We start from the raw sequence: 19,124 nt of genomic DNA, 5'->3' as shown, positions 1-19,124 counted from the left end.
CTTGCCGTTGGTTGCCGCTCATGTTCAGCACTCCCGCTGCGCGGCCCCGCAGCGATGCGGCCGATTGTCGCAGGCAGGCATAGGCGGGAGCGCATACGATGTGCGGACATGACCGGTACCGACGCCCCCTTCCTCCGCACCCTGTGCAGCCTGCGCTGGCTGGCCGTGGCCGGCCAGGCCGCGACGATCCTGGTCGCCACCTCGGTACTGGGGCTGGAACTGCCGCAACTGCCGCTGTGGGCCGGCGTTGCCGCGCTGACCCTGTTCAACCTGTACGCGCAGCTGCGTGTCCAAGGCCCCGATACGGCCCCGGTCACCGCCTTCGGCCACATCCTGGTGGATGTCACCGTGCTGACCTGGATGGTCGGGTGGAGCGGCGGCATCGCCAATCCCTTCGGCTCGCTGTTCCTGATCCTGATCGCGCTGGCCGCGCTCGCCCTGCCCCTGCGCTGGACCCTGGCCGTGGCCGCGGCCTGCCTGATCGGTTACGCGGTGAGCGGCGTGTTCGGCCTGCCGCTGCCGAGCGGCTACTTCACCGGTGCGCAGATGCAGCAGTGGGGCGTGGTCTGCAACTTCCTGCTGTCGGCGACCGTGGTGCTGGTGTTCGCGACCCGGCTGGCGATCGCCCTGCGCCAACGCGAGCATGAGCTGGCGATGCTGCGCGAACGCTTCGTGCGCAACGAGGGCATCGTCGCGCTGGCCACCCACGCCGCCTCGGTCGCCCACGAACTCAATACGCCGCTGGCGACCATGACCCTGCTCGCCGACGACATCGCCGACCAGACCGAAAGCAGCGAGGTCCGCGATGACGTGGAAACCCTGCGCGAGCTGCTGGTGCAGTGCCGTGAGCGCGTGCTGGCGCTCGCCCGCCCGGCCGCCGGCGATGCGCCGGGCCGCGACGCGGTGACCCTGCCGCAGGTGCTGGAACAGTGGCGGCTGGTGCGCCCGACCATCGCACTGCATCGCAATGAGGATGCCCCGCTGACCCTGCCGCTGGACCCGGGCATCGGCCACCTGCTGATGGTGCTGCTCAACAATGCCGCCGACGCCGGCGAGAAGGCCGACCGCGCGCAGGTGGATCTGACGCTGCGCATCGAAGGCGACGATCTGATCGGCGAAGTGCGCGATTACGGCCACGGCTTCGACGCCCGCGAGGCGGTGCTGCCCGGCACGCTGTTCAACAGCGGCAAGACCGACGGCATGGGCGTCGGCCTGGCCCTGTCCCACGCCACCATCGAGCGCCTGGACGGCGAGCTGTGGATGCGCCCGGCCAAGGGCGCCGGCACCCGCGTCGGCTTCCGCCTGCCTCTGTCCCCACGGGAGACTTCCGCATGACCACCTTCACTCCGGCGCCCGGCCTGGCCAGCCATGGCCTGCTGGTCGACGACGACGAACTCTATCTGCGCACGCTGCAGCGCAGCCTGGCCCGCAAGGGACTGGAAACCGTGACCGCCAGCGACACCGCCTCGGCGCTGCTGCTGGCGCGGCAACAGCCGCCGGCCTACGCCTTGATCGATCTCAAGCTCGGCACCGAATCCGGCCTCGCCCTGATCCAGCCGCTGCGCGCCCTGCGCGAAGACATGCGGATCCTGCTGGTGACCGGCTATGCCAGCATCGCCACCGCGGTGGAGGCGATCAAGCTCGGCGCGGACGACTACCTGCCCAAGCCGGCCACGGTGCCGATGATCCTGCGCGCGCTCGGCGAGGAAGACGATGGCCCGGCCGACGATGGCGACATGGAGCCGCCGGATGCGATGACGCCGATCAGCCGGCTGCAGTGGGAACACATCCAGCAGGCGATGCATGAGACCGGCGGCAACGTCTCCGCCGCTGCGCGCCTGCTCGGCATGCACCGGCGATCGCTGCAGCGCAAGCTGGCCAAGCGGCCGAGCCCGGAGCGCGATCCGACGCGGTGAGGCCGGTGCAATCGGTCCACGTGGGTGCAGCGCGACGTGCCCCCCGGGCCACTGTGTGGCTCGGCTTCCTTCAAGGTTCGAGAAGAATCCGCACGTCCATCCCTTGCGCACGGGCGTGTGCCTGGACTTCCGCGCTCCACTGGACCATCCCCCCGCGCAACAGGTCGCCCCGGCTGGGCAGCACTTCGCGCCTGGGGCAGTAAAGATCCAACAGCAGGCGGTTGCGCGCCTCAACGGTCATCTCGGCACCCGCCGAGCTGGCGGCAATCGCGTCCGCTCGCGCAAGAGCACCCTCGTCCAGGGTACCTTCCTCGTGGCGAAGCAGGACCAGAACCGGCACGTCCATCCCCTGCTGCACCGCAGCCTGCAATCGATCATGCCCGTCAAGCACGACATGGGCCTGCAGCCCGCTGACCCACATCAGCAGCACCGGCGGGAGCGTACCCGCGCGGGCATGTCGCGCCCAGGCATTGACCCGTCCATTCTGGGCGGGCGATGGGGAACGCAACGGAATCGGTGCGACTGGGCAGCCGAGGGTAATGTCCGACCAGTCCAGCGCATCCAATGCTGGACGTGCCAGTGCAAGGGCGGCCATGTCGGGTCGAATCGAGACCGCAGCGCTGCCATGCAGCGAAGGCTGCAACAACCATTGGCCACCGGCCAAGGGAGAACTGCCGGATCCAGCCAACGCCTCAGCGAAGAATCGGGCCCATCCAGCGCGCGCCCGAGCAGGGTCGGCCGCATGTTTTTCGCACACCTGGGCGGCCGTGATTGGAGGCACGATGCCGGGGGACAACGGCGAGTCACTGCGAAGCAGGTCTACCCCCCAGTAGTCCCTCTCCACCCGGGCCCACAGCATTGCGCGGTCGCCTGCGGCCACCCGCAGGCAGTGGGGTGGACACACCGAGACAGTAAACGCAGGCGGCGTGCACGCCGAAACGTCGAGGAGCAATCCGCCCCAGACCCCGGGCTGCTTTCGCTGCCCGAGATCACGCCAGTGCATGGACACCCCCATCGCAGGCTCCGCGATCAGGCCTTCAGTTCAGCCAGAATCGCGCGGGTCACCGGGTCATCGATGACCACGTCCTCGCCCTGCAGGGCAGGCAACAGGCCACTGGCCAACTGCTTGCCCAGCTCCACGCCGAACTGGTCGAAGGCGTTGATGTTCCAGATCAGCGACTGCACGTACACGGCGTGTTCGTACATCGCGATCAGCGCACCCAGCGAGTGCGGGGTCAGCGCGTCGAGCAGGATCAGCGTGCTCGGGCGGCCGCCGGGATACTCGCGGTGCGGATCATCGCTGCCCTGGCCGTTGGCCAGCGCTTCGGTCTGCGCCAGCAGGTTGGCCATCAGCGCCTGGTGGTTGACCACGTAGGGATCATCGTTGCGTACGCAGCCGATGAAATCGGCCGGGATCACGCTGGTACCCTGGTGCAGCGCCTGGAAGAAGCTGTGCTGCACATCGGTGCCCGCCCCGCCCCACCACACCGGCACGGTGTCGCTGGCGACCGGGCTGCCATCGAGCTGCACGCGCTTGCCCAGGCTTTCCATCACCAGCTGCTGCAGGTAGGCCGGCAGCAGCGCCAGGCGCTGGTCGTAGGTCATCACCGCATGCGTGGCATGGCCGAGCAGGTTGCGGTTCCAGATGTCGGTCAGCGCGTGCAGCACCGGCAGGTTCTGCGCGAGCGGTGCGGTCAGCGCGTGCTCATCCATCTGCGCCGCGCCCTCGAGCAGCTGCTCGAAGCGCGTGAAGCCGATGGCCAGTGCGATCGGGAATCCGACCGCCGACCACAGCGAATAGCGCCCGCCGACCCAGTCCCACATCGGCAGCACGCGGCCGGCGGCGATCGAGAAGGCCTTGGCCGCACGCTCCGGATTGGCGCTGACCGCATACAGGCGTTCGCTGCCGCCCAGCCAGTCGTGCAGGATCTGCCCGTTGAGCAGGGTTTCCTGGGTGCCGAAGGTCTTGGAGATCAGGATGCCGGCGGTGGTGGCCGGGGCCAGCGTGGCCAGCGTGCGCTGCATCGCCGCGCCGTCCACGTTCGAAACGAAATGCACGCGGAAGCGTGCGCCGGTGACCGGACGCAGCGCGTCGGCCACCAGACGCGGACCGAGGTCCGAGCCGCCGATGCCGACGCTGACGATATCGGTGATGTTGGTGGCTTCCAGCGCGGCGATCAGCTCGCCCATCTGCTGGCGTACCTGCGCGGCGGTAGCGAAGGCCTCGCCGGCCACCGGTGCGCCGCTGGCATCCCCGCGCAGCGCGGTGTGCAGCGCGGCGCGGCCTTCGGTCACGTTGACGGTTTCACCGCGGAACAGGCGCTGGAAGCCGCCGGCGACATCGCGCTCGGCGGCCAGCTGCAGCAGTGCGTCCAACGCCGCGCGGTCGTATTTCTGCCGCGCGAAATTGACGTACAACGGACCGACCCGCAGCCCCAGCGATTGTGCGCGGCCCGGTTCGGCGGCGATCAACGAAGGGATGCTCGCGCCACGCAGGCGCTGGGCATGGGAATGAAGCGGGTCGAATCCGTTGTGCTGTGTCATGCGGCCTGTGTCGGGATCGTGTCGTTGGTGTGGGAGATCTGGTTCTTGCCGTCCACATATACCAACTTCGGCTTGAAGCTGTCAGCTTCTTCTTCGCTCATGCTGGCGAAGGCCGCGATGATGATGATATCGCCCACCTGCACGTGGCGCGCGGCGCCACCGTTGAGCGACACCACACCGCTGCCGGCTTCGGCGCGGATGGCATAGGTGGAGAAACGCGCACCGTTGGTGACGTCCCAGATGTGCACCTGCTCGAACTCACGGATGCCGGTGGCAGCCAGCAGGTTGTCATCGATGGCGATGGAACCTTCGTAGTTCAGCTCGGAATGCGTGACGGTGGCGCGGTGGATCTTGGTCTTCAGCAGGGACAGGTGCATGGCGACGGGACAACGGTAAAGGAAAGGGAAATTCTAGCACCCGCTGGATCAGCGGCAGGGCGCGCAGCGCCGGTCCCGGGAGGGGGCTGCCGGCGGTTCAGCATCGTCACGACCCACACCCGACCCCGTAGAGCCACCCCATGGGTGGCTGCGCGGGATCTCAGGTCACCGCCGCCGGACGGTAGGCGCACCGTAGAGCAGCCACGCGTGGCGTGGTTCCACCCCCGCCCCGCCCGGGGTTCGCCCCTCAGAACTCCAGGTTGTCGATCAACCGGGTGTTGCCGATCCGCGCGGCGATCAGCGCTACGCGGGTGCCGTCGTTGGCATCGGCCGGCTCGGAGAGGTCCGGCAGGCGCACCACGGCGTAGTCGACCTGGAAGCCCGCCGCCTGCAGTGCGGCGGCCGCCTCGGCCTCGATCAGGCTGCGGCTCTTGCCGGCGATGAAGCCTTCGCGCATGCCCAGCAGAACCTGGTGGATGCTGGTCGAGACCGGGCGCTGTTCGGCGTTGAGGTACTGGTTGCGCGAGCTCATCGCCAGGCCGTCGTCTTCACGCACGATGTCGCCCCCGACGATCTGGATCGGGAAGGCCAGGTCTTCCACCATCTGGCGGATCACCGCCAGCTGCTGGTAATCCTTCTTGCCGAAGGCCGCCACGTCCGGCTGGACCTGGTTGAACAGGCGCGAGACCACGGTGCAGACGCCATCGAAATGGCCCGGGCGGTGCGCGCCCTCGAGCAGGCCGCTGATGCCCGGCACGTTGACGCTGGCCGCCAGCTCGACGCCGAACGGGTACATCGATTCAACGGTGGGCAGCCACAGCACATCGCACCCGGCCTGCTCCAGCCCGGTGGTGTCGGCTTCGGGCGTGCGCGGATAGCGGGTGAAATCCTCGTTCGGGCCGAACTGGGTCGGATTGACGAACACGCTGGAGACCACGCGGTCGGCGTACTGCCGTGCCAGCGTGACCAGCGAATAATGACCTGCATGCAGGTTGCCCATGGTCGGGACCAGCGCGACGCGCAGGCCCTCGCGCTTCCAGCCGTTGACGACGGCGCGCAGACGGGACAGTTCGGTGACGGTTTCGATCATGAGGCGTAGGCGTGTTCTGCGTCGGGGAAGGAGCCGTCGCGCACGGCGTCGGCGTAGGCACGGACCGCACCGGCAACCGACCCGCCTTCGGCAAGGAAATCCTTGACGAACTTGGGACGGCGATGGCCGCTGTCCAGACCGAGGAAATCATGCAGCACCAGCACCTGGCCATCGCAGTGCGGGCCGGCACCGATGCCGATGGTGGGCACACTGATGTCCGCGGTGACCTGGGCAGCCACCGGCGTCGGCACGCATTCGAGCACGACCAGGCTGGCGCCGGCAGCGACCGCGGCCTTGGCGTCGTCGCGCAGCTGCTGGGCGGCATCGCCACGGCCCTGCACGCGGTAACCCCCCAGGCGCAGCACCGACTGCGGGGTCAGGCCCAGGTGCGAGCAGACCGGAATCTCGCGCTCGACGAGGTAACGAATGATGTCCAGCTTGAAGCCGGCACCTTCGATCTTGACCATCTCCGCACCGGCCTGCAGCAGGCGCAGCGAGGCATCCAGCGCGCGCTCGGGCGTCGCGTCGGCGCCGAACGGCAGGTCAGCCACCAGCAGCGCGCGTTGCAGCACGCGGGCCACGGCGCGGGTGTGATAGACCATATCGTCGGTGGTCACCGGCAAGGTCGAATCGTGCCCCTGCACCACCATGCCCAGCGAGTCGCCGATCAGGATCAGGTCCACGCCGTTGGCGTCGAAGCTGCGGGCGAACCCGGCATCGTAGGCGGTCAACATCACCAGCTTCTGCCCAGTGCGCTTGGCCTCCGCCAATGCGGGGACGGTCCAGGGCTTGCTGTCTGCGTGGGTACTCATGAGCTGATAACCGGTGGCGATAAGCCCCGCATTATCCTCCTATTGGAGAGATCCCGCAGGCCTCGACCCGCATCACAGCATCCCGCACGCGGCCGTGCCCGGGAATGGTGGCGTCCGGCGCGATCTCGGCCAGCGGCAGCAGCGCGAACGCACGCGCGTGCAGATACGGATGCGGCACCTGCAGCTGCGGCAGATCGATGATCTCCTCGCCGTACAACAGCACGTCCAGGTCCAGCGCGCGCGGGCCCCAGTGCACGGCCGGATCGCGCACGCGGCCGAAGTGGCGCTCGATCTCCAGCAACGCCTCCAGCAGCGCGGGCGCGGGCAGCGCGGTATCGAGCACCGCGGCGGCATTCACGAACGCCGGCTGGTCTTCGTTGCCCCAGGCCGGCGTGCGGTACAGCTGCGAGCACGCGCGCAACGTGGTCTGCGGCAGCACCGCCAGCGCCTGGAACGCATCGCGCAGCGTCTGCGCGGCGTCCCCGAGATTGGCGCCCAATCCGATACAGGCCAGGGTCACGGCTTACTCGCCTGCCACTCCACCGGGACGACGACGGCGGCGGCGACGCTTGCGCGGTGCACCGTCTTCGCCCTCGCCATCGGCCTGGGCCGCATCCAGGGCCGAGTCGAGCCCGGTACCGGACTGCAGCTGGGCCTCGCGCCAGAACGCCACGTCCGCTTCATGCTCGCTGGAGGCGACCTGGCGCAGGACCAGGAAGTCGTAGGCGGCGCGGAAGCGCGGGTGGGTCAACGTACGGATCACGCGCTTGCGCTGGCGCGAGGCGAAGCGGCCCTGCAGCAGCCAGATTTCCTGCATCGGCAGCGAGAAGCGGCGCGGCAGGGCGATCGTGGTCAGCTGGTGCAGGGTCACGCGATCCGCGGCGCGGCGCTGTGCCTCTTCCAGTGCGACGCCCTGCTTCTGCAGGCTGGCCAGGGCGCGGCAGAAGGCCGGCCACAGCAGCAGCGCGAACAGGAACGACGGCGACACCGGTTCATCGTTGGCCACGCGCAGATCGGTGTTGTGCAGGCCTTCGATGACCATCCGGCGCAGCGCACCGCTGCGGTTGCTGCGCAGGGCGGCGGCGCTCTCCGGGAACATGACGTCGAGCAGACCGTAACGCTCCAGGCCTTCGAAGCTGGCCACGCCATGCCCGGACAGGAACAGCTTGAGCACTTCCTCGAACAGGCGCGCCGGGGCGGCCTCGGCCAGCAGGTTGGCCAGGCGCGGCAGCGGCTCGGCGGTCGCCTCTTCGATCTGGAAGCCCAGCTTGGCCGCCAGGCGCACTGCGCGCAGCATGCGTACCGGGTCTTCCTGGTAACGCTGCTCGGGGTCGCCGATCAGCTTCATCAGGCGTGCCTGCACGTCTTCAAAGCCACCGGTGTAATCGCGCACCGAGAAATCCTCGATCGCGTAGTACAGGGCGTTGCAGGTGAAGTCGCGGCGGATCGCGTCGTCTTCGATGCTGCCGTACACGTTGTCGCGCACGAGCATGCCGTTTTCCATCTCACGGTCGCCGCTGCCATCGTCGATGTTGGCGCGGAAGGTGGCGACCTCGATGATCTCGCGGCCGAACACCACGTGCGCCAGGCGGAAGCGGCGGCCGATCAGCCGGCAGTTGCGGAACAACTGCTTGACCTGCTCGGGCGTCGCGTCGGTGGCGACGTCGAAATCCTTGGGGTGGCCGTTCACCAGCAGATCGCGGACGGCGCCGCCGACCAGGTAACCGGCAAACCCGGAATCACGCAGCCGGTACAGGACGCGCAGGGCGTTCGGGCTGATGTCCTTGCGGGAGATGTTGTGCTGATCGCGCGGGATCACGCGCAGGCTGAACGGTGATGTAGCAGAGGAATTGATGTTGGCGCTTCCGGTTGAGTTTTCGGGATTGCCCAATGGCATCTAGGTCCATATACTAGCGCGCTGCGCAGTTCGCGACAAAGCCTGCTCCCTTCGTCTAATGGTTAGGACGTGGCCCTCTCAAGGCTAAAACAGGGGTTCGAGTCCCCTAGGGAGCACCAGTCGCGGTGCAGAAAGCCAAAAACCCCGCCACGGCGGGGTTTTTTGCGTTCCGGACCCCGGTCTGTCGCGTCTGACCCGCCCGGCCTGGACCGGGGCGCACGCTCCCCGACCCGGCCCCGGCCCTGCGCGCAGGGCCGTCGGAAGCGGCTCAGCCCTCCATCTGCTCCAGTTCCTTGCCCTTGGTCTCCTTGACGAAGCGGAGCACGAAGAACACCGAGATCACCGCCGCGACCGTATAGATGCCGTAGGCCCCGGCCAGGCCGATGCTGGCCAGCAGGACCGGGAAGGAGACGGTGATGGCGAAGTTGGCGGTCCACTGCGCCGCGCCGGCCACCGCCAACCCCGAGCCGCGGATCTGGTTGGGGAACATCTCGCCCAGCATCACCCACATCACCGGGCCCCAGGACATGTTGAAGAAGATCACGTAGATGTTGGCCGCCACCAGCGCCAGCACGCCCATGCCGTCGCTCAACTGCAGCTTCCCGCCGGCATCGAGCGAGCCGCTGGCAAAGGCAAGTGTGACCAGGGCCAGCGAGACCGCCATGCCGACCGAACCGATCCACAGCAGCGGCTTGCGCCCGATACGGTCGATCAGGACCACGGTGATCAGGCAGGCGCCGATGCTCAACGCTCCCGACAGCACGTTGATCAGCAGCGCGTCGCTCTCGGAGAAGCCAACCGCCTGCCACAGCACCGCGCCGTAGTAGAAGACGACATTGATGCCGACCAGCTGCTGGAACACCGCCAGGCCGATGCCGATCCAGACGATCGGACGCAGCCTGCCGGTGGCCTTGCCGACCAGGTCGGAGAAGGTCGGGCGATGCTGGTCCCGGGACAGCGAGCCTTCGATCTCGGTGATCTTGGCCTGGGCCTCGGCCGCACCGTACAGACGGGTCAGCACGGCCAGGGCCTGGTCACGGCGCCCTTTGACCACCAGGAAGCGCGGGCTCTCGGGGATCACCAGCAGCAGGCACAGGAACAGCAGCGAGGGAATGGCCTGCATCCAGAACATCCAGCGCCATGCCGCCTGCCCCAGCCACAACGCCTCGGTGGAGGCACCGGCCGCCTTGGCCAATAGATAGTTGCTGAGGAAGGCGCAGAACAGGCCGCTGATGATCGCGATCTGCTGCACCGTCGCCAGCCGCCCCCGATACCGGGCCGAGGCGACCTCGGCGATGTAGGCCGGCGACATCACGCTGGCCGCACCGACCGCGAAGCCGCCGATGACCCGGGCGATGATGAACACTGCGGAGCTGTGTGCCGCGCCTGCCGCCAAGGCGGAGAACAGGAACATCGCCGCGGCGATGATCAGCACCCCGCGACGACCAAGCCGGTCGCCGAGGCGGCCCGCGAAGAACGCGCCGATCGCGCAGCCGAGCAGCATCGAGGCGACCTCGAAGCCGATCCCGGCCGAACTGGACTGGAAGGTGTCCTTCAGGCCATCCACGGTGCCGTTGATCACGCCACTGTCGAACCCGAACAGGAAGCCACCGATGGTGGCCACGCAGCTGATCAGGATGATGAAGCCGGTGTTCTCGCCGCTGCCGGCGCGGGGACTGCTGAGCGAAGCACTGGACATGGGAAACCCTGGGTCGAAGGGACGCTGCGGATCCGCGCAGCAGGGACGGGTGGACCAGATTCTCACACCTGCAGCGGACACGGTATTGATCGACCGGATGGCAGAATGCAGCAGCCCCTGCTGTCGTGAGATTTGCCCCATGCCCGATGCCATCGCCGCACCCTCCACCGCTGTCGCGGCTGTCCCCCTGCTGGTCGACAGCCGTTGCACCCATGGCGAAGGCGCCCTGTGGTCGGCACGGCGGCAATGCCTGTTCTGGGTGGACATCAGCGAGCGCCGGCTGTGGCAGCACCGTACCGCCGATGGCAGCCACCGGAGCTGGTTGCTGCCCGACCGCCCCGGCTGCCTGGCCGAGGGCGAGGACGGCCGCCTGCTGATCGCGCTGGCCGGTTCGCTGCAGCGCCTGGATCTCGACCGCGATGGCGATGCCCCCGCCCCGCCCCTGGAATGGCTGGCCGATGTGCAGCCCGAGGTCGCGGACACGCGCAGCAATGACGGCCGGACCGACCGCGCCGGCAACCTGGTATTCGGCACCATGAGCGAGGATCCTGCGCGTGCGCCGCTCGGCCGCTTCTACCAGTTCTCGATGCGGCACGGCCTGCGCGAACTGAACCTGCCCGCCGTCGTGATCCCCAACGCGATCTGTTTCAGCCCGGACGGCACCACGATGTACTTCTGCGATTCGGTGCGCCCGGCGCTGTGGTGCTGCGACTACGACGCCGGACGCGCGCACTGCGGCCCACCCCGCCTGTTCGCTGCCCTGCCCGATCCGGGCTGGGAGCCCGATGGCGCCATCGTCGATGCCGAAGGCGGCATCTGGAATGCGCAGTGGCGTGCTTCCCGCGTGGTGCGCTATCGACCCGACGGCCAGGTCGACCGGGTGGTGCTGCTGCCGGTGCGGAACCCGACCTGCGTCGCACTCGGTGGGCCGTCGCTGCGGCAGTTGATGATCACCAGCTCCCGGCTCGACCACACCGACGCGGAACTGGCGGCCAGCCCCCGCGCGGGCGGCGTGTTTGCGCTGGAAACCGGCATCGCGGGCCTGCCCGAGCAGCCCTTCAGCTGGTCCTGAGCCTTGCGCCGAGGGCATTTCGGGGTTTGAGGCACGATCCGATCCCGCGCCACGGACCAACCTGTTCTAGAATTGTCCGGCTTACTGTCGGATCCAGATCCAGCCATGCCTTTTGTCGTCACCGAAAACTGCATCAAGTGCAAACACACCGATTGCGTGGAAGTGTGCCCCGTGGATTGCTTCCATGAAGGCCCCAACTTCCTGGTGATCGACCCGGATGAGTGCATCGATTGCACCCTGTGCGAACCGGAGTGCCCGGTCAACGCGATCTTCCCCGAAGACGACGTGCCCGCCGGGCAGGAAGCGTTCGTGGCGCTGAACGCCGAACTGGCCCAGGCCTGGCCGGTGCTGACCGTGCGCAAGGACCCGCCCGCCGATGCCGGCGAATGGGACGGCAAGCCGGACAAGCTGAAGCTGCTGGAACGCTGAGCCTCCGGGTTCCGGCGGCAACGAAAAAGGGCGCCGAGGGCGCCCTTTTCGTTTGTCTGAGACGGTCCGGTTACGGAGCCAGCTTCGCCTTCAGCTCACCCAGCAGCTTGGTCGGGGCTGCGGCGGTCGCCGGCAGGCCACGCGGATCCACGGCGGAGACGTAGGCACCGGCATCGACGGCGACCACGCGGACCAGGAAGTCGCTGCCTTCGAAGGCCACGTCGTAGGAACCGAGCAGTTGGGCCTTGCTGGCGATCTTCACGCCTTCAACGGACTCCAGCGCGGTGCCGACCTTGGCGAACACCTCTTCCTTGGTACCCGGCACGGTGAAACCGGCATTGTTGGCGGCAGCCTGGGTCGAGGCCGGGGCCGGACGCGCGGCCTGCGAGGCCAGCGAGGAGCTGGTGGCAGCGGTGGCGGCGGCCTGGCCGGCCGGGACGTTCAGATCCGGCGGCACTTCCAGCGGACGGACTTCCGGGGCCAGAGCGTAGTCGCCCTTGGCGCCGCGCTTGAAGCAACCGGTGGTGCCGATGAGGGTGGCGGTAGCCAGGATCGCGAAGGACAGCACGCGGAAGGCGGAAACGGATTGACGCATGGGAATCTCCTGGGTGACCACTGTCATCAGTGGTTGGATAGTGCTTCCAGCGCACCGATATCGGTGGCCAGGTGTTCGGCAGCGGCGTGATGGGCCGCGGACAAGGGCAGCAGCGGCAGGCGCAGGCCGTCACCAATGCCGATCCGGCGCAGCAGGTCCTTCACCGGGATCGGGTTGGACTCCACGCCGCAGAATTCATGGAAGGGCTCAAGACGGGCGTCCCACGCCTCGGCCGCCTCGCGCTCACCGGCCGCGGCCAGGTCGCACATCCGGCGGTAGGCCCCCGGCAGCGCGTTGGAGCCGACCGAGATCAGGCCATCCACGCCGGACAGGATAGAGCGCGCGGCGGTGCCATCGTCGCCGCTGAGAATGACGAAGTCCGGCGAACGCAGGGCCAGCAGCGCATGGACCCGGCCGACATCGCCGACCGCTTCCTTGATGCCCACGATGTTCGGGTGGCTGGCCAGCTCGGCCACGGTTTCGGGCAGCATGTCGCAGCCGGTGCGCCCGGGCACGTTGTACAGGATGACCGGCAGGCCGCCCTGGTCGGCCACCGCGCGGTAATGCGCGATCAGGCCGGCCTGGGTCGGGCGCACGTACGGCGGGGTCACCACCAACGCGTGGGTGGCGCCGTTGGCGGCCGCCCGGCGGGTCTGCTCGATGGTTTTGGCCGTCCCCGACAGCCCGGTCCCGGCCAGCACCGGAATGCGCCCGGCCACGGTTTTGACCGCACTGCGCAGCAGCTGGTCGTATTCGTCGTCGGACAGGGCCGCCGCTTCACCGGTCGAACCGGCCACCACGACACCGTGAACACCACCCTCCAGTTGCAGATGCAGCAGGCGCTGCCAACCGTCGGGATCCAATGCGCCGTTCGCCTGGAAGGGCGTCGCCAGCGCGGTGATGAGACCGGAAAGGGACAAGGACATCGTGCTCGGAAGAAAGGGGGCACCCTGCCTGCGTAAACGCCGGCCAGATGTACGTTGCATGTTACTTGCGGGTCGAAAGCGCGGGCAAGTATGCTGGACTCCGGCGAACGTGCCGTCGTCCGGCCGTTCAGACTCACCTTGCATCACCCGGAACCATCTTGACCGACACTACGCCGCGGCCTGCGCCGACCGAAAACCACCTCCTGATCAACGCCTATACGACGCATCCGGAGTCCCCCCTGCTGCCTGTGACCCGGCGTATCGCCGACAGTGGCTGCAATCTGGTCGATGCCCGCCTGGCCACGGTCGGTCGCGACGTCTCCGTCACCGCCCTGGCCACCGGCTCGTGGGATTCGGTGGCCAAGCTGGAAGCGATGCTGACCCGGCTCGAGCGCGAGGAAGGCCTGAAGCTGGTCTGGTACCGCACCGGTGCCAAGCAGGCGCAGTCCAACCTGCTGCCCTACATCGTGGAAGTGATCGCGGCCGACAAGCCGGGCATCCTCTTCCAGCTGGCCGATTTCTTCGACCGCCAGGGCATCACCATCGAGAACCTGCAGAGCACGCGTTACCGCGCGATGCAGACCGGTGCGGAAATGTTCTCGGCACAGGTCACCATCGGCGTGCCGGCCAACATGCACATCGCCGCGCTGCGCGATGATTTCCTCGAGTTCTGCGATCACCTGAACCTCGATGCGATCATGGATCCGATGAAGTTTTGATGTTTCGCGCGTTCGTCACGGGCGCGCGGGGTTTCATGCAGGTGTAGTAGACGTACCCCAGGATCCGGAAAGGAACCCATGAACGACGGCGACACCCTGGACAGCACCACCCTCGCACTGCCGCTGGCCTTGTCCGGCGGCGAGACCACCACCCTCGGCGATCTGGCCGGCCAGTGGCTGGTGCTGTACTTCTATCCCAAGGACAGCACCCCGGGCTGCACCACCGAGGGCATCGATTTCAACGCGCTGCTCCCGCAGTTCACGAAGGCCGGCGCCCGCGTCTTCGGCGTCTCCCGCGATTCGGTCAAATCCCACGACAACTTCTGCGCCAAGCAGGGCTTCGCCTTCCCGCTGATCAGCGATGGCGACGAAGCGCTGTGCACCGCGTTCGACGTGATCAAGCTGAAGAACATGTACGGCAAGCAGGTGCGTGGCATCGAACGCAGCACCTTCCTCATTTCGCCGGACAGTCGTATCGTGCAGGTGTGGCGCAAGGTCAAAGTGGCCGGCCACGCAGACACCGTCCTTGAAGCCCTGAAGGCCGCGAAAACCCAGTGATCAACCCGGCACCCCCAATGGCCATCACCCTGCCCCGCAGGTCGTGATGGCTTGTCCCTGTTCTGCCACCAGGAATTGACGATGACCCGAGGCAAGCGCATCTACGTACTGGATACCAACGTGCTCATGCACGATCCGACCGCGCTGTTCAAGTTCGAGGAGCATGATGTCTACCTGCCGATGCAGGTGATCGAAGAGCTGGACAACGGCAAGAAGGGCACCACCGAGGCGAGCCGCAATGCGCGCCAGGTCAGCCGCTTCCTCAATGAGCTGGTGCAGGCCTCGGGCCTGGACAACCTGGCCGATGGCATCCCGCTGCAGCGCCCGAACGGGCTGCAGCTGCGCGGCAAGCAGAGCGTGGGCCTGCTGCGGTTCCAGACCAGCCACTTCGAGGCCGGCAAGAGCTTCGGTGCGGTCATCCCCGACAACGCCATCCTCGGCGCGATCCTGGCGCTGAAAGAGCAGGTGCCGGAAATCCCGGTGGTGTTCGTCTCCAAGGACATCAACCTGCGGATCAAAGCGGCGATCGCCGGCATCGTGTCCGAGGATTACGAGAACGACCGCGCGCTGGACGATTTCAGCCTGCTCTATACCGGTGCCACCGAGCTGCCGGAAGACTTCTGGAAGAAGCACACCGACAACCTGCGCAGCTGGAGCGACAAGGGCCGCACCAGTTACGAGATCATTGCCAGCGAAGACGAGAACTGGCATCCCAACCAGTACGCCTACCTGCCGGGCGACGATGAAGTCGAACTGCGCGTGGCCAAGATGGACGGCGACAAGATCACGCTGTCGCTGGTCAACGATTTCCGCCATGGCAGCCACGCGGTGTGGGGCATCAGCGCGCGCAACCGCGAACAGAACTTCGCGCTCAATGCGCTGATGGATCCGGAGATCGATTTCGTCACCCTGCTCGGCACCGCCGGCACCGGCAAGACCCTGCTCGCGCTGGCCGCCGGCCTCGCCCAGACCATGGACCAGCAGCGTTACCGCGAGATCATCATGACCCGCGCGACAGTCAGCGTCGGCGAGGACATCGGTTTCCTGCCCGGTACCGAGGAAGAGAAGATGACGCCGTGGATGGGCGCGCTGACCGACAACCTGGAAGTGCTCACGCATACCCAGGAAGGCGGCGCATGGGGCCGTGCGGCGACCAACGACCTGATCGCCAGCCGGATCAAGATCCGCTCGCTGAATTTCATGCGCGGCCGTACGTTCCTGTCGCGCTATCTGATCCTGGATGAAGCGCAGAACCTCACTCCCAAGCAGATGAAGACCCTGATCACCCGTGCCGGCCCCGGCACCAAGATCGTCTGCCTGGGCAACGTCGAACAGATCGATACCCCGTACCTGACCGAGACCACCTCGGGCCTGACCTACGCGGTGGACCGCTTCAAGAACTGGCCGCACAGCGCGCACATCACGCTGCGTCGTGGCGAGCGTTCGCGCCTGGCCGATTACGCTTCGGAGGTGTTGTGAGCCGTTCCCTGTCACGTGCCGTCCTGCCGCTGGCGCTTGCCGCGCTGGCGGCGGCCTGCACGCCCGCCAATACGCGGCCGGGCGCCAGCGTCCCGACCGCGATCAAGACCGGCCAGTCCTGGGTGGTGACGCGACCGGTGGTCGCCGCCCAGGTGCTGGACACCTGCTCGCGCGACAGTCCCGGCCGCGAGGCCGGGCGGGTCACCGGTTACTGGGCGCCCAGCCGCAAGGAGGTCGAGCAGTTGGAGGCCGCATTGCCGACGCTGGAGGCGCAGGTGCCAAAGGCCGCCGATTTCGATCGCCAGTACGTCGGCATCGAAATGAGCGGACGCAAGCTGATCTACCTCAATGCCTTCCATCTGCCGGATGACGCCGACATCGATCCGGCCCGCGAAGCGATCCGGGTCTGCGATGGGGGCGCGCAGTTCTGGGGCGCGGTGTTCGATCCGGCCAGCGGCAGCTTCTCGGATGTGCAGTTCAACGGCCCGCCCCCGGGTCGTTGATCGTGCCGTGACCCCCACCGCGCACGCCGGATGAGCATCCGGCTGCCCACCTGGGTCTGGATCGGGGCGATCGCCCTGTCCTGCGTGGCCGGGATGGTCAACGTGGTCGGCTTCCTGGGGTTCGAGCACCAGGCGGTGAGCCACATGACCGGCACCACCAGCCAGCTCGGCATGGCGCTCGCCCAGCGGGACTGGCGGGTGGTCGCGCATCTATGGGGACTGCTGATCGCGTTCTGTGCAGGCGCCACGCTCAGCGGCATGATCATCCAGGACAGCGGCCTGCAGCTGGGCCGCCGTTATGGCGTGGTGCTGGCGCTGGAATCGCTGTTGCTGCTGATCGCGATCCCGCTGTTCAAGCAGCAGCAGATCTGGGGCGCACTGGCGGCGGCGATGGCCTGCGGCCTGCAGAATGCGATGGCGACCACCTTCAGCGGCGCGGTGGTGCGCACCACCCATCTCAGCGGCATGTTCACCGACCTGGGCATCGGCCTGGGCCATCTGCTGCGCGGCCTGCCGCTGCCGGTCCGGCGCCTGACCCTGAGCGGACTGATCATCAGCGGTTTCCTGGCCGGCGGCGTGATCGGTGCCATGTTGTTCCTGCGCTTCGGCTACGACGCCCTGCTCGCCCCCGCCCTGCTGACCGGCGGCACCGGGCTCGGCTACGTGCTGTACCGGCAGTGGGCGCTGCTGCGGGCGCGCTGAGGGCGCGGCAGCAATGCCGCGGCAAACATTGCACAATCGGGGCATGACACCGTCCAGCCCCGTTTCCGCCCTGACCATCGCCGGCTCCGATTCCGGCGGGGGTGCCGGCATCCAGGCCGACCTGAAGGCCTTCGCCGCCCATCGCGTGCATGGGCTCTCCGCGATTGCCGCGCTGACCGCACAGAACACCCGTGGCGTCATCGCCGTGCACGTGCCGCCGCTGGATTTCCTGCAGGCGCAGATCGATGCCTGTTTCGCCGACTTCGACATCCATGCAGTGAAGCTGGGCATGCTGGCCAACGCCGAGGTGATCAGCCTGGTCGCCGACGCACTTGAAAAGCACCGGCCACCGCACGTCGTGCTGGATCCGGTGATGGTCGCCACCAGCGGCGCCAAGCTGCTGGAGGACAGTGCACTGGCGGCGATGCGTACCCGCCTGATCCCACTGGCCACGCTGCTGACGCCCAACATACCCGAAGCCGAGCTGCTGCTCGGCCGCCGCATCGTTACCGCCGAAGATGCAGAAGATGCCGCCGACGCGCTGCTCGAACTGGGTGCCGGTGCGGTACTGCTCAAGGGCGGCCATCTGGACGAAGGCAGCCGCGTGATCGATCGCTACTTCGACGGTGTGACCCGCGAAGAATTCATCCATACGCGGCTGCCCGTGGATGCGCACGGCACCGGCTGCACGCTGGCCTCGGCCATCGCCGCACAGCTGTGCCAGGGGCTGTCCTTGCCGAACGCCTGCGAAGCGGCCATCGATTACGTCGCGCGCGGGCTGCAGAGCGGCTATTACCCCGGCCGCAGCGAGGTGCTGGTGATCGACCACTTCGGCGCGGCACGCCCGGCATGATCGACGCCTCGCCCCTGCCCGTGCAGGCCGCAGACGGCCATCGCTTCGAGCTGCTGGCGCGCGTCCCCGTGCAGCCCCGCGCGCGGCTGCTGTGGCTGCCTGCGCTGGGTGTCGCCGCGCGGCACTACCTGCCCTTCGCCGAGGCGCTGGCCGCACGCGGCATCGCGGTGTACCTGCACGAGTGGCGTGGCAATGGAAGCAGCAGCCTGCGGCCCTCGCGCACGCAGGATTGGGGCTATCGCGAAATCCTCGAGCAGGACCTGCCGGCGAGCCTCGCAAACGTGCCAGGGGACTCTGAAACACCGTTGATCATCGGCGGCCACAGTCTCGGCGGCCAGCTCGCCTGCTGCTTCGCGGGGCTGCATCCGCAGCGTTTTGGCCGCATCTGGCTGGTGGCCAGCGGCACGCCGTACTGGCGCACCTTCCCTGCCCCGCGTGGCTGGACGCTGCCGCTGGTATATCGCTTCCTGCCCTGGCTGGCCCAGCGCCAGGGGGTCCTGCACGGCAAGAAGCTCGGCTTTGGCGGCACCGAGGCACGCGGGTTGATCCGCGACTGGTCGCGCGTGGGCCTCAACAACCATTACGCGGCCGTCGGCATGGCGGCCGATCTGGAGGCCGGCATGCGCGACCTGCGCGGCCAGGCCACCGCGGTGGTGATGGCGCCCGACTGGCTGGCCCCGACGGGATCGATGCAGGGCCTGCTGGCCAAGATGCCGGGCATGCGTGCGCAGCTCAGCGTGATCAGTGCGCAGATGCTGGGCGCGCGTGCCGATCACTTCGCGTGGATGAAAACGCCGGAAGCCGTGGTGGAGCGGCTTTTTCATTCATTTGAATGAAGACCTTCACAAAAACCGTTGACGAATGCGACGCCGATCCGCATAATTCCGCTCCTGTTGACGCGCCCGTAGCTCAGTTGGATAGAGTACCTGGCTACGAACCAGGCGGTCGGGAGT

20 protein-coding genes, 1 tRNA gene and 1 pseudogene are annotated in these 19,124 nt (G+C 67.7%); 12 read left to right on the top strand and 10 right to left on the bottom strand.

What is annotated here, in order from left to right:
• The first annotated feature begins 108 nt into the window (after positions 1–108).
• Together AB9O74_RS12825 and AB9O74_RS12820 are read left to right on the top strand one after the other, a co-directional pair.
• A complete protein-coding gene (locus AB9O74_RS12825) occupies positions 109–1,335 on the top strand; it encodes an ATP-binding protein (protein WP_346478635.1) in 1,227 nt (408 codons plus the stop codon).
• Positions 1,332–1,916: a response regulator transcription factor gene (locus tag AB9O74_RS12820; RefSeq protein ID WP_176989677.1), complete on the top strand. Its 585-nt coding sequence runs from the start codon at positions 1,332–1,334 to the stop codon at positions 1,914–1,916. Before AB9O74_RS12825 ends, AB9O74_RS12820 begins: the two co-directional genes overlap by 4 nt.
• Positions 1,917–1,986: 70 nt before the next feature.
• Here AB9O74_RS12820 and AB9O74_RS12815 read toward each other — a convergent pair whose 3' ends face one another.
• From AB9O74_RS12815 to pcnB, 7 genes are all read right to left on the bottom strand, one after another.
• The gene (locus AB9O74_RS12815; protein ID WP_369349534.1) at positions 1,987–2,511 is read right to left on the bottom strand and encodes a hypothetical protein; all 525 of its coding nucleotides are present in this window, start codon (positions 2,509–2,511) and stop codon (positions 1,987–1,989) included.
• Positions 2,512–2,945: 434 nt separating this feature from the next.
• Entirely contained in the window at positions 2,946–4,460 is a 1,515-nt protein-coding gene (gene pgi / locus AB9O74_RS12810; RefSeq protein WP_369349533.1) for a glucose-6-phosphate isomerase, read from the bottom strand.
• Entirely contained in the window at positions 4,457–4,837 is a 381-nt protein-coding gene (gene panD, locus AB9O74_RS12805) for an aspartate 1-decarboxylase (protein WP_019183273.1), read from the bottom strand. Before panD ends, pgi begins: the two co-directional genes overlap by 4 nt.
• A 247-nt stretch (positions 4,838–5,084) precedes the next feature.
• Positions 5,085–5,927, bottom strand: a complete 843-nt coding sequence (gene panC / locus AB9O74_RS12800) for a pantoate--beta-alanine ligase (RefSeq protein ID WP_176989674.1) — start codon at positions 5,925–5,927, stop codon at positions 5,085–5,087.
• Positions 5,924–6,739 carry a 3-methyl-2-oxobutanoate hydroxymethyltransferase gene (panB, locus tag AB9O74_RS12795; RefSeq protein WP_176989673.1) on the bottom strand — a complete coding sequence of 272 codons (816 nt, stop codon included), beginning with the start codon at positions 6,737–6,739 and terminating at the stop codon, positions 5,924–5,926. The genes panC and panB overlap by 4 nt, the downstream gene beginning before the upstream one ends.
• Positions 6,740–6,770: 31 nt before the next feature.
• Entirely contained in the window at positions 6,771–7,259 is a 489-nt protein-coding gene (gene folK, locus AB9O74_RS12790; protein ID WP_369349532.1) for a 2-amino-4-hydroxy-6-hydroxymethyldihydropteridine diphosphokinase, read from the bottom strand.
• Positions 7,260–7,262: 3 nt separating this feature from the next.
• On the bottom strand, positions 7,263–8,630 hold the full coding sequence (gene pcnB, locus AB9O74_RS12785) for a polynucleotide adenylyltransferase PcnB (protein WP_369349610.1): 1,368 nt from the start codon (positions 8,628–8,630) through the stop codon (positions 7,263–7,265).
• A 50-nt stretch (positions 8,631–8,680) separates the two neighbouring features.
• Between pcnB and AB9O74_RS12780 the strand changes: the two genes are divergently transcribed.
• Positions 8,681–8,755: transfer RNA gene (locus AB9O74_RS12780), tRNA-Glu, on the top strand.
• Between the two features lie 149 nt (positions 8,756–8,904).
• Here AB9O74_RS12780 and AB9O74_RS12775 read toward each other — a convergent pair.
• Positions 8,905–10,335, bottom strand: coding sequence for a sugar porter family MFS transporter (locus tag AB9O74_RS12775; RefSeq protein ID WP_369349531.1), 1,431 nt, complete (start codon positions 10,333–10,335; stop codon positions 8,905–8,907).
• Positions 10,336–10,474: 139 nt separating this feature from the next.
• On the opposite strand from AB9O74_RS12775, the gene AB9O74_RS12770 reads away from it, so the two are divergent.
• On the top strand, positions 10,475–11,407 hold the full coding sequence (locus AB9O74_RS12770; RefSeq protein ID WP_369349530.1) for an SMP-30/gluconolactonase/LRE family protein: 933 nt from the start codon (positions 10,475–10,477) through the stop codon (positions 11,405–11,407).
• Between the two features lie 105 nt (positions 11,408–11,512).
• Positions 11,513–11,836 carry a ferredoxin FdxA gene (fdxA, locus tag AB9O74_RS12765; RefSeq protein ID WP_123728932.1) on the top strand — a complete coding sequence of 108 codons (324 nt, stop codon included), beginning with the start codon at positions 11,513–11,515 and terminating at the stop codon, positions 11,834–11,836.
• Between the two features lie 70 nt (positions 11,837–11,906).
• Here the strand turns inward: fdxA and AB9O74_RS12760 are convergent, their stop codons facing one another.
• Positions 11,907–12,431: a hypothetical protein gene (locus tag AB9O74_RS12760; RefSeq protein WP_176989670.1), complete on the bottom strand. Its 525-nt coding sequence runs from the start codon at positions 12,429–12,431 to the stop codon at positions 11,907–11,909.
• 26 nt (positions 12,432–12,457) lie between these two features.
• Positions 12,458–13,351 (bottom strand): 4-hydroxy-tetrahydrodipicolinate synthase, encoded by an 894-nt coding sequence (gene dapA, locus AB9O74_RS12755; RefSeq protein ID WP_176989901.1) that lies wholly within the window; start codon positions 13,349–13,351, stop codon positions 12,458–12,460.
• A gap of 164 nt (positions 13,352–13,515) precedes the next feature.
• Here dapA and AB9O74_RS12750 point away from each other — a divergent pair, with 164 nt between their 5' ends.
• The 7 genes and pseudogenes from AB9O74_RS12750 to AB9O74_RS12720 all read left to right on the top strand — a co-directional run.
• Complete coding sequence (locus AB9O74_RS12750; RefSeq protein WP_019183297.1) at positions 13,516–14,076, top strand: glycine cleavage system protein R; 561 nt, start codon at positions 13,516–13,518, stop codon at positions 14,074–14,076.
• Positions 14,077–14,154: 78 nt separating this feature from the next.
• Positions 14,155–14,634 (top strand): peroxiredoxin, encoded by a 480-nt coding sequence (locus tag AB9O74_RS12745; protein WP_176989669.1) that lies wholly within the window; start codon positions 14,155–14,157, stop codon positions 14,632–14,634.
• A gap of 81 nt (positions 14,635–14,715) precedes the next feature.
• The gene (locus AB9O74_RS12740) at positions 14,716–16,113 is read left to right on the top strand and encodes a PhoH family protein (protein WP_176989668.1); all 1,398 of its coding nucleotides are present in this window, start codon (positions 14,716–14,718) and stop codon (positions 16,111–16,113) included.
• A 23-nt stretch (positions 16,114–16,136) separates the two neighbouring features.
• The gene (locus tag AB9O74_RS12735; RefSeq protein ID WP_176989900.1) at positions 16,137–16,616 is read left to right on the top strand and encodes a hypothetical protein; all 480 of its coding nucleotides are present in this window, start codon (positions 16,137–16,139) and stop codon (positions 16,614–16,616) included.
• Positions 16,617–16,646: 30 nt separating this feature from the next.
• Complete coding sequence (locus tag AB9O74_RS12730; RefSeq protein ID WP_369349529.1) at positions 16,647–17,318, top strand: YoaK family protein; 672 nt, start codon at positions 16,647–16,649, stop codon at positions 17,316–17,318.
• 43 nt (positions 17,319–17,361) lie between these two features.
• Positions 17,362–18,171 (top strand): bifunctional hydroxymethylpyrimidine kinase/phosphomethylpyrimidine kinase, encoded by an 810-nt coding sequence (thiD, locus tag AB9O74_RS12725; protein ID WP_369349528.1) that lies wholly within the window; start codon positions 17,362–17,364, stop codon positions 18,169–18,171.
• Positions 18,168–19,124: pseudogene (locus tag AB9O74_RS12720) on the top strand (alpha/beta fold hydrolase); the annotation flags it as partial. The gene thiD and the pseudogene AB9O74_RS12720, both read left to right, overlap by 4 nt.

Origin of the sequence: Stenotrophomonas sp. JAG2, assembly GCF_041080745.1 — a bacterium.
Taxonomy (GTDB): Bacteria; Pseudomonadota; Gammaproteobacteria; order Xanthomonadales; family Xanthomonadaceae; genus Stenotrophomonas; species Stenotrophomonas maltophilia_AA.
The sequence above is the reverse complement of the archived record's forward strand: the minus strand, read 5'-3'. Positions and strand labels throughout refer to the sequence as shown.

Excerpts from the sequence above, each read along its gene's own strand:
- AB9O74_RS12815 (WP_369349534.1), bottom strand. The coding sequence starts at position 2,511 with ATGGCCGCCCTTGCACTGGCACGTCCAGCATTGGATGCGCTGGACTGG.
- panC (WP_176989674.1), bottom strand. The coding sequence starts at position 5,927 with ATGATCGAAACCGTCACCGAACTGTCCCGTCTGCGCGCCGTCGTCAAC.
- AB9O74_RS12775 (WP_369349531.1), bottom strand. The coding sequence starts at position 10,335 with ATGTCCAGTGCTTCGCTCAGCAGTCCCCGCGCCGGCAGCGGCGAGAAC.
- AB9O74_RS12770 (WP_369349530.1), top strand. The coding sequence starts at position 10,475 with ATGCCCGATGCCATCGCCGCACCCTCCACCGCTGTCGCGGCTGTCCCC.
- fdxA (WP_123728932.1), top strand. The coding sequence starts at position 11,513 with ATGCCTTTTGTCGTCACCGAAAACTGCATCAAGTGCAAACACACCGAT.
- AB9O74_RS12740 (WP_176989668.1), top strand. The coding sequence starts at position 14,716 with ATGACCCGAGGCAAGCGCATCTACGTACTGGATACCAACGTGCTCATG.
- panD (WP_019183273.1), bottom strand. The coding sequence starts at position 4,837 with ATGCACCTGTCCCTGCTGAAGACCAAGATCCACCGCGCCACCGTCACG.
- panB (WP_176989673.1), bottom strand. The coding sequence starts at position 6,739 with ATGAGTACCCACGCAGACAGCAAGCCCTGGACCGTCCCCGCATTGGCG.
- AB9O74_RS12745 (WP_176989669.1), top strand. The coding sequence starts at position 14,155 with ATGAACGACGGCGACACCCTGGACAGCACCACCCTCGCACTGCCGCTG.
- AB9O74_RS12760 (WP_176989670.1), bottom strand. The coding sequence starts at position 12,431 with ATGCGTCAATCCGTTTCCGCCTTCCGCGTGCTGTCCTTCGCGATCCTG.
- AB9O74_RS12820 (WP_176989677.1), top strand. The coding sequence starts at position 1,332 with ATGACCACCTTCACTCCGGCGCCCGGCCTGGCCAGCCATGGCCTGCTG.
- thiD (WP_369349528.1), top strand. The coding sequence starts at position 17,362 with ATGACACCGTCCAGCCCCGTTTCCGCCCTGACCATCGCCGGCTCCGAT.
- AB9O74_RS12825 (WP_346478635.1), top strand. The coding sequence starts at position 109 with ATGACCGGTACCGACGCCCCCTTCCTCCGCACCCTGTGCAGCCTGCGC.
- AB9O74_RS12730 (WP_369349529.1), top strand. The coding sequence starts at position 16,647 with ATGAGCATCCGGCTGCCCACCTGGGTCTGGATCGGGGCGATCGCCCTG.
- pgi (WP_369349533.1), bottom strand. The coding sequence starts at position 4,460 with ATGACACAGCACAACGGATTCGACCCGCTTCATTCCCATGCCCAGCGC.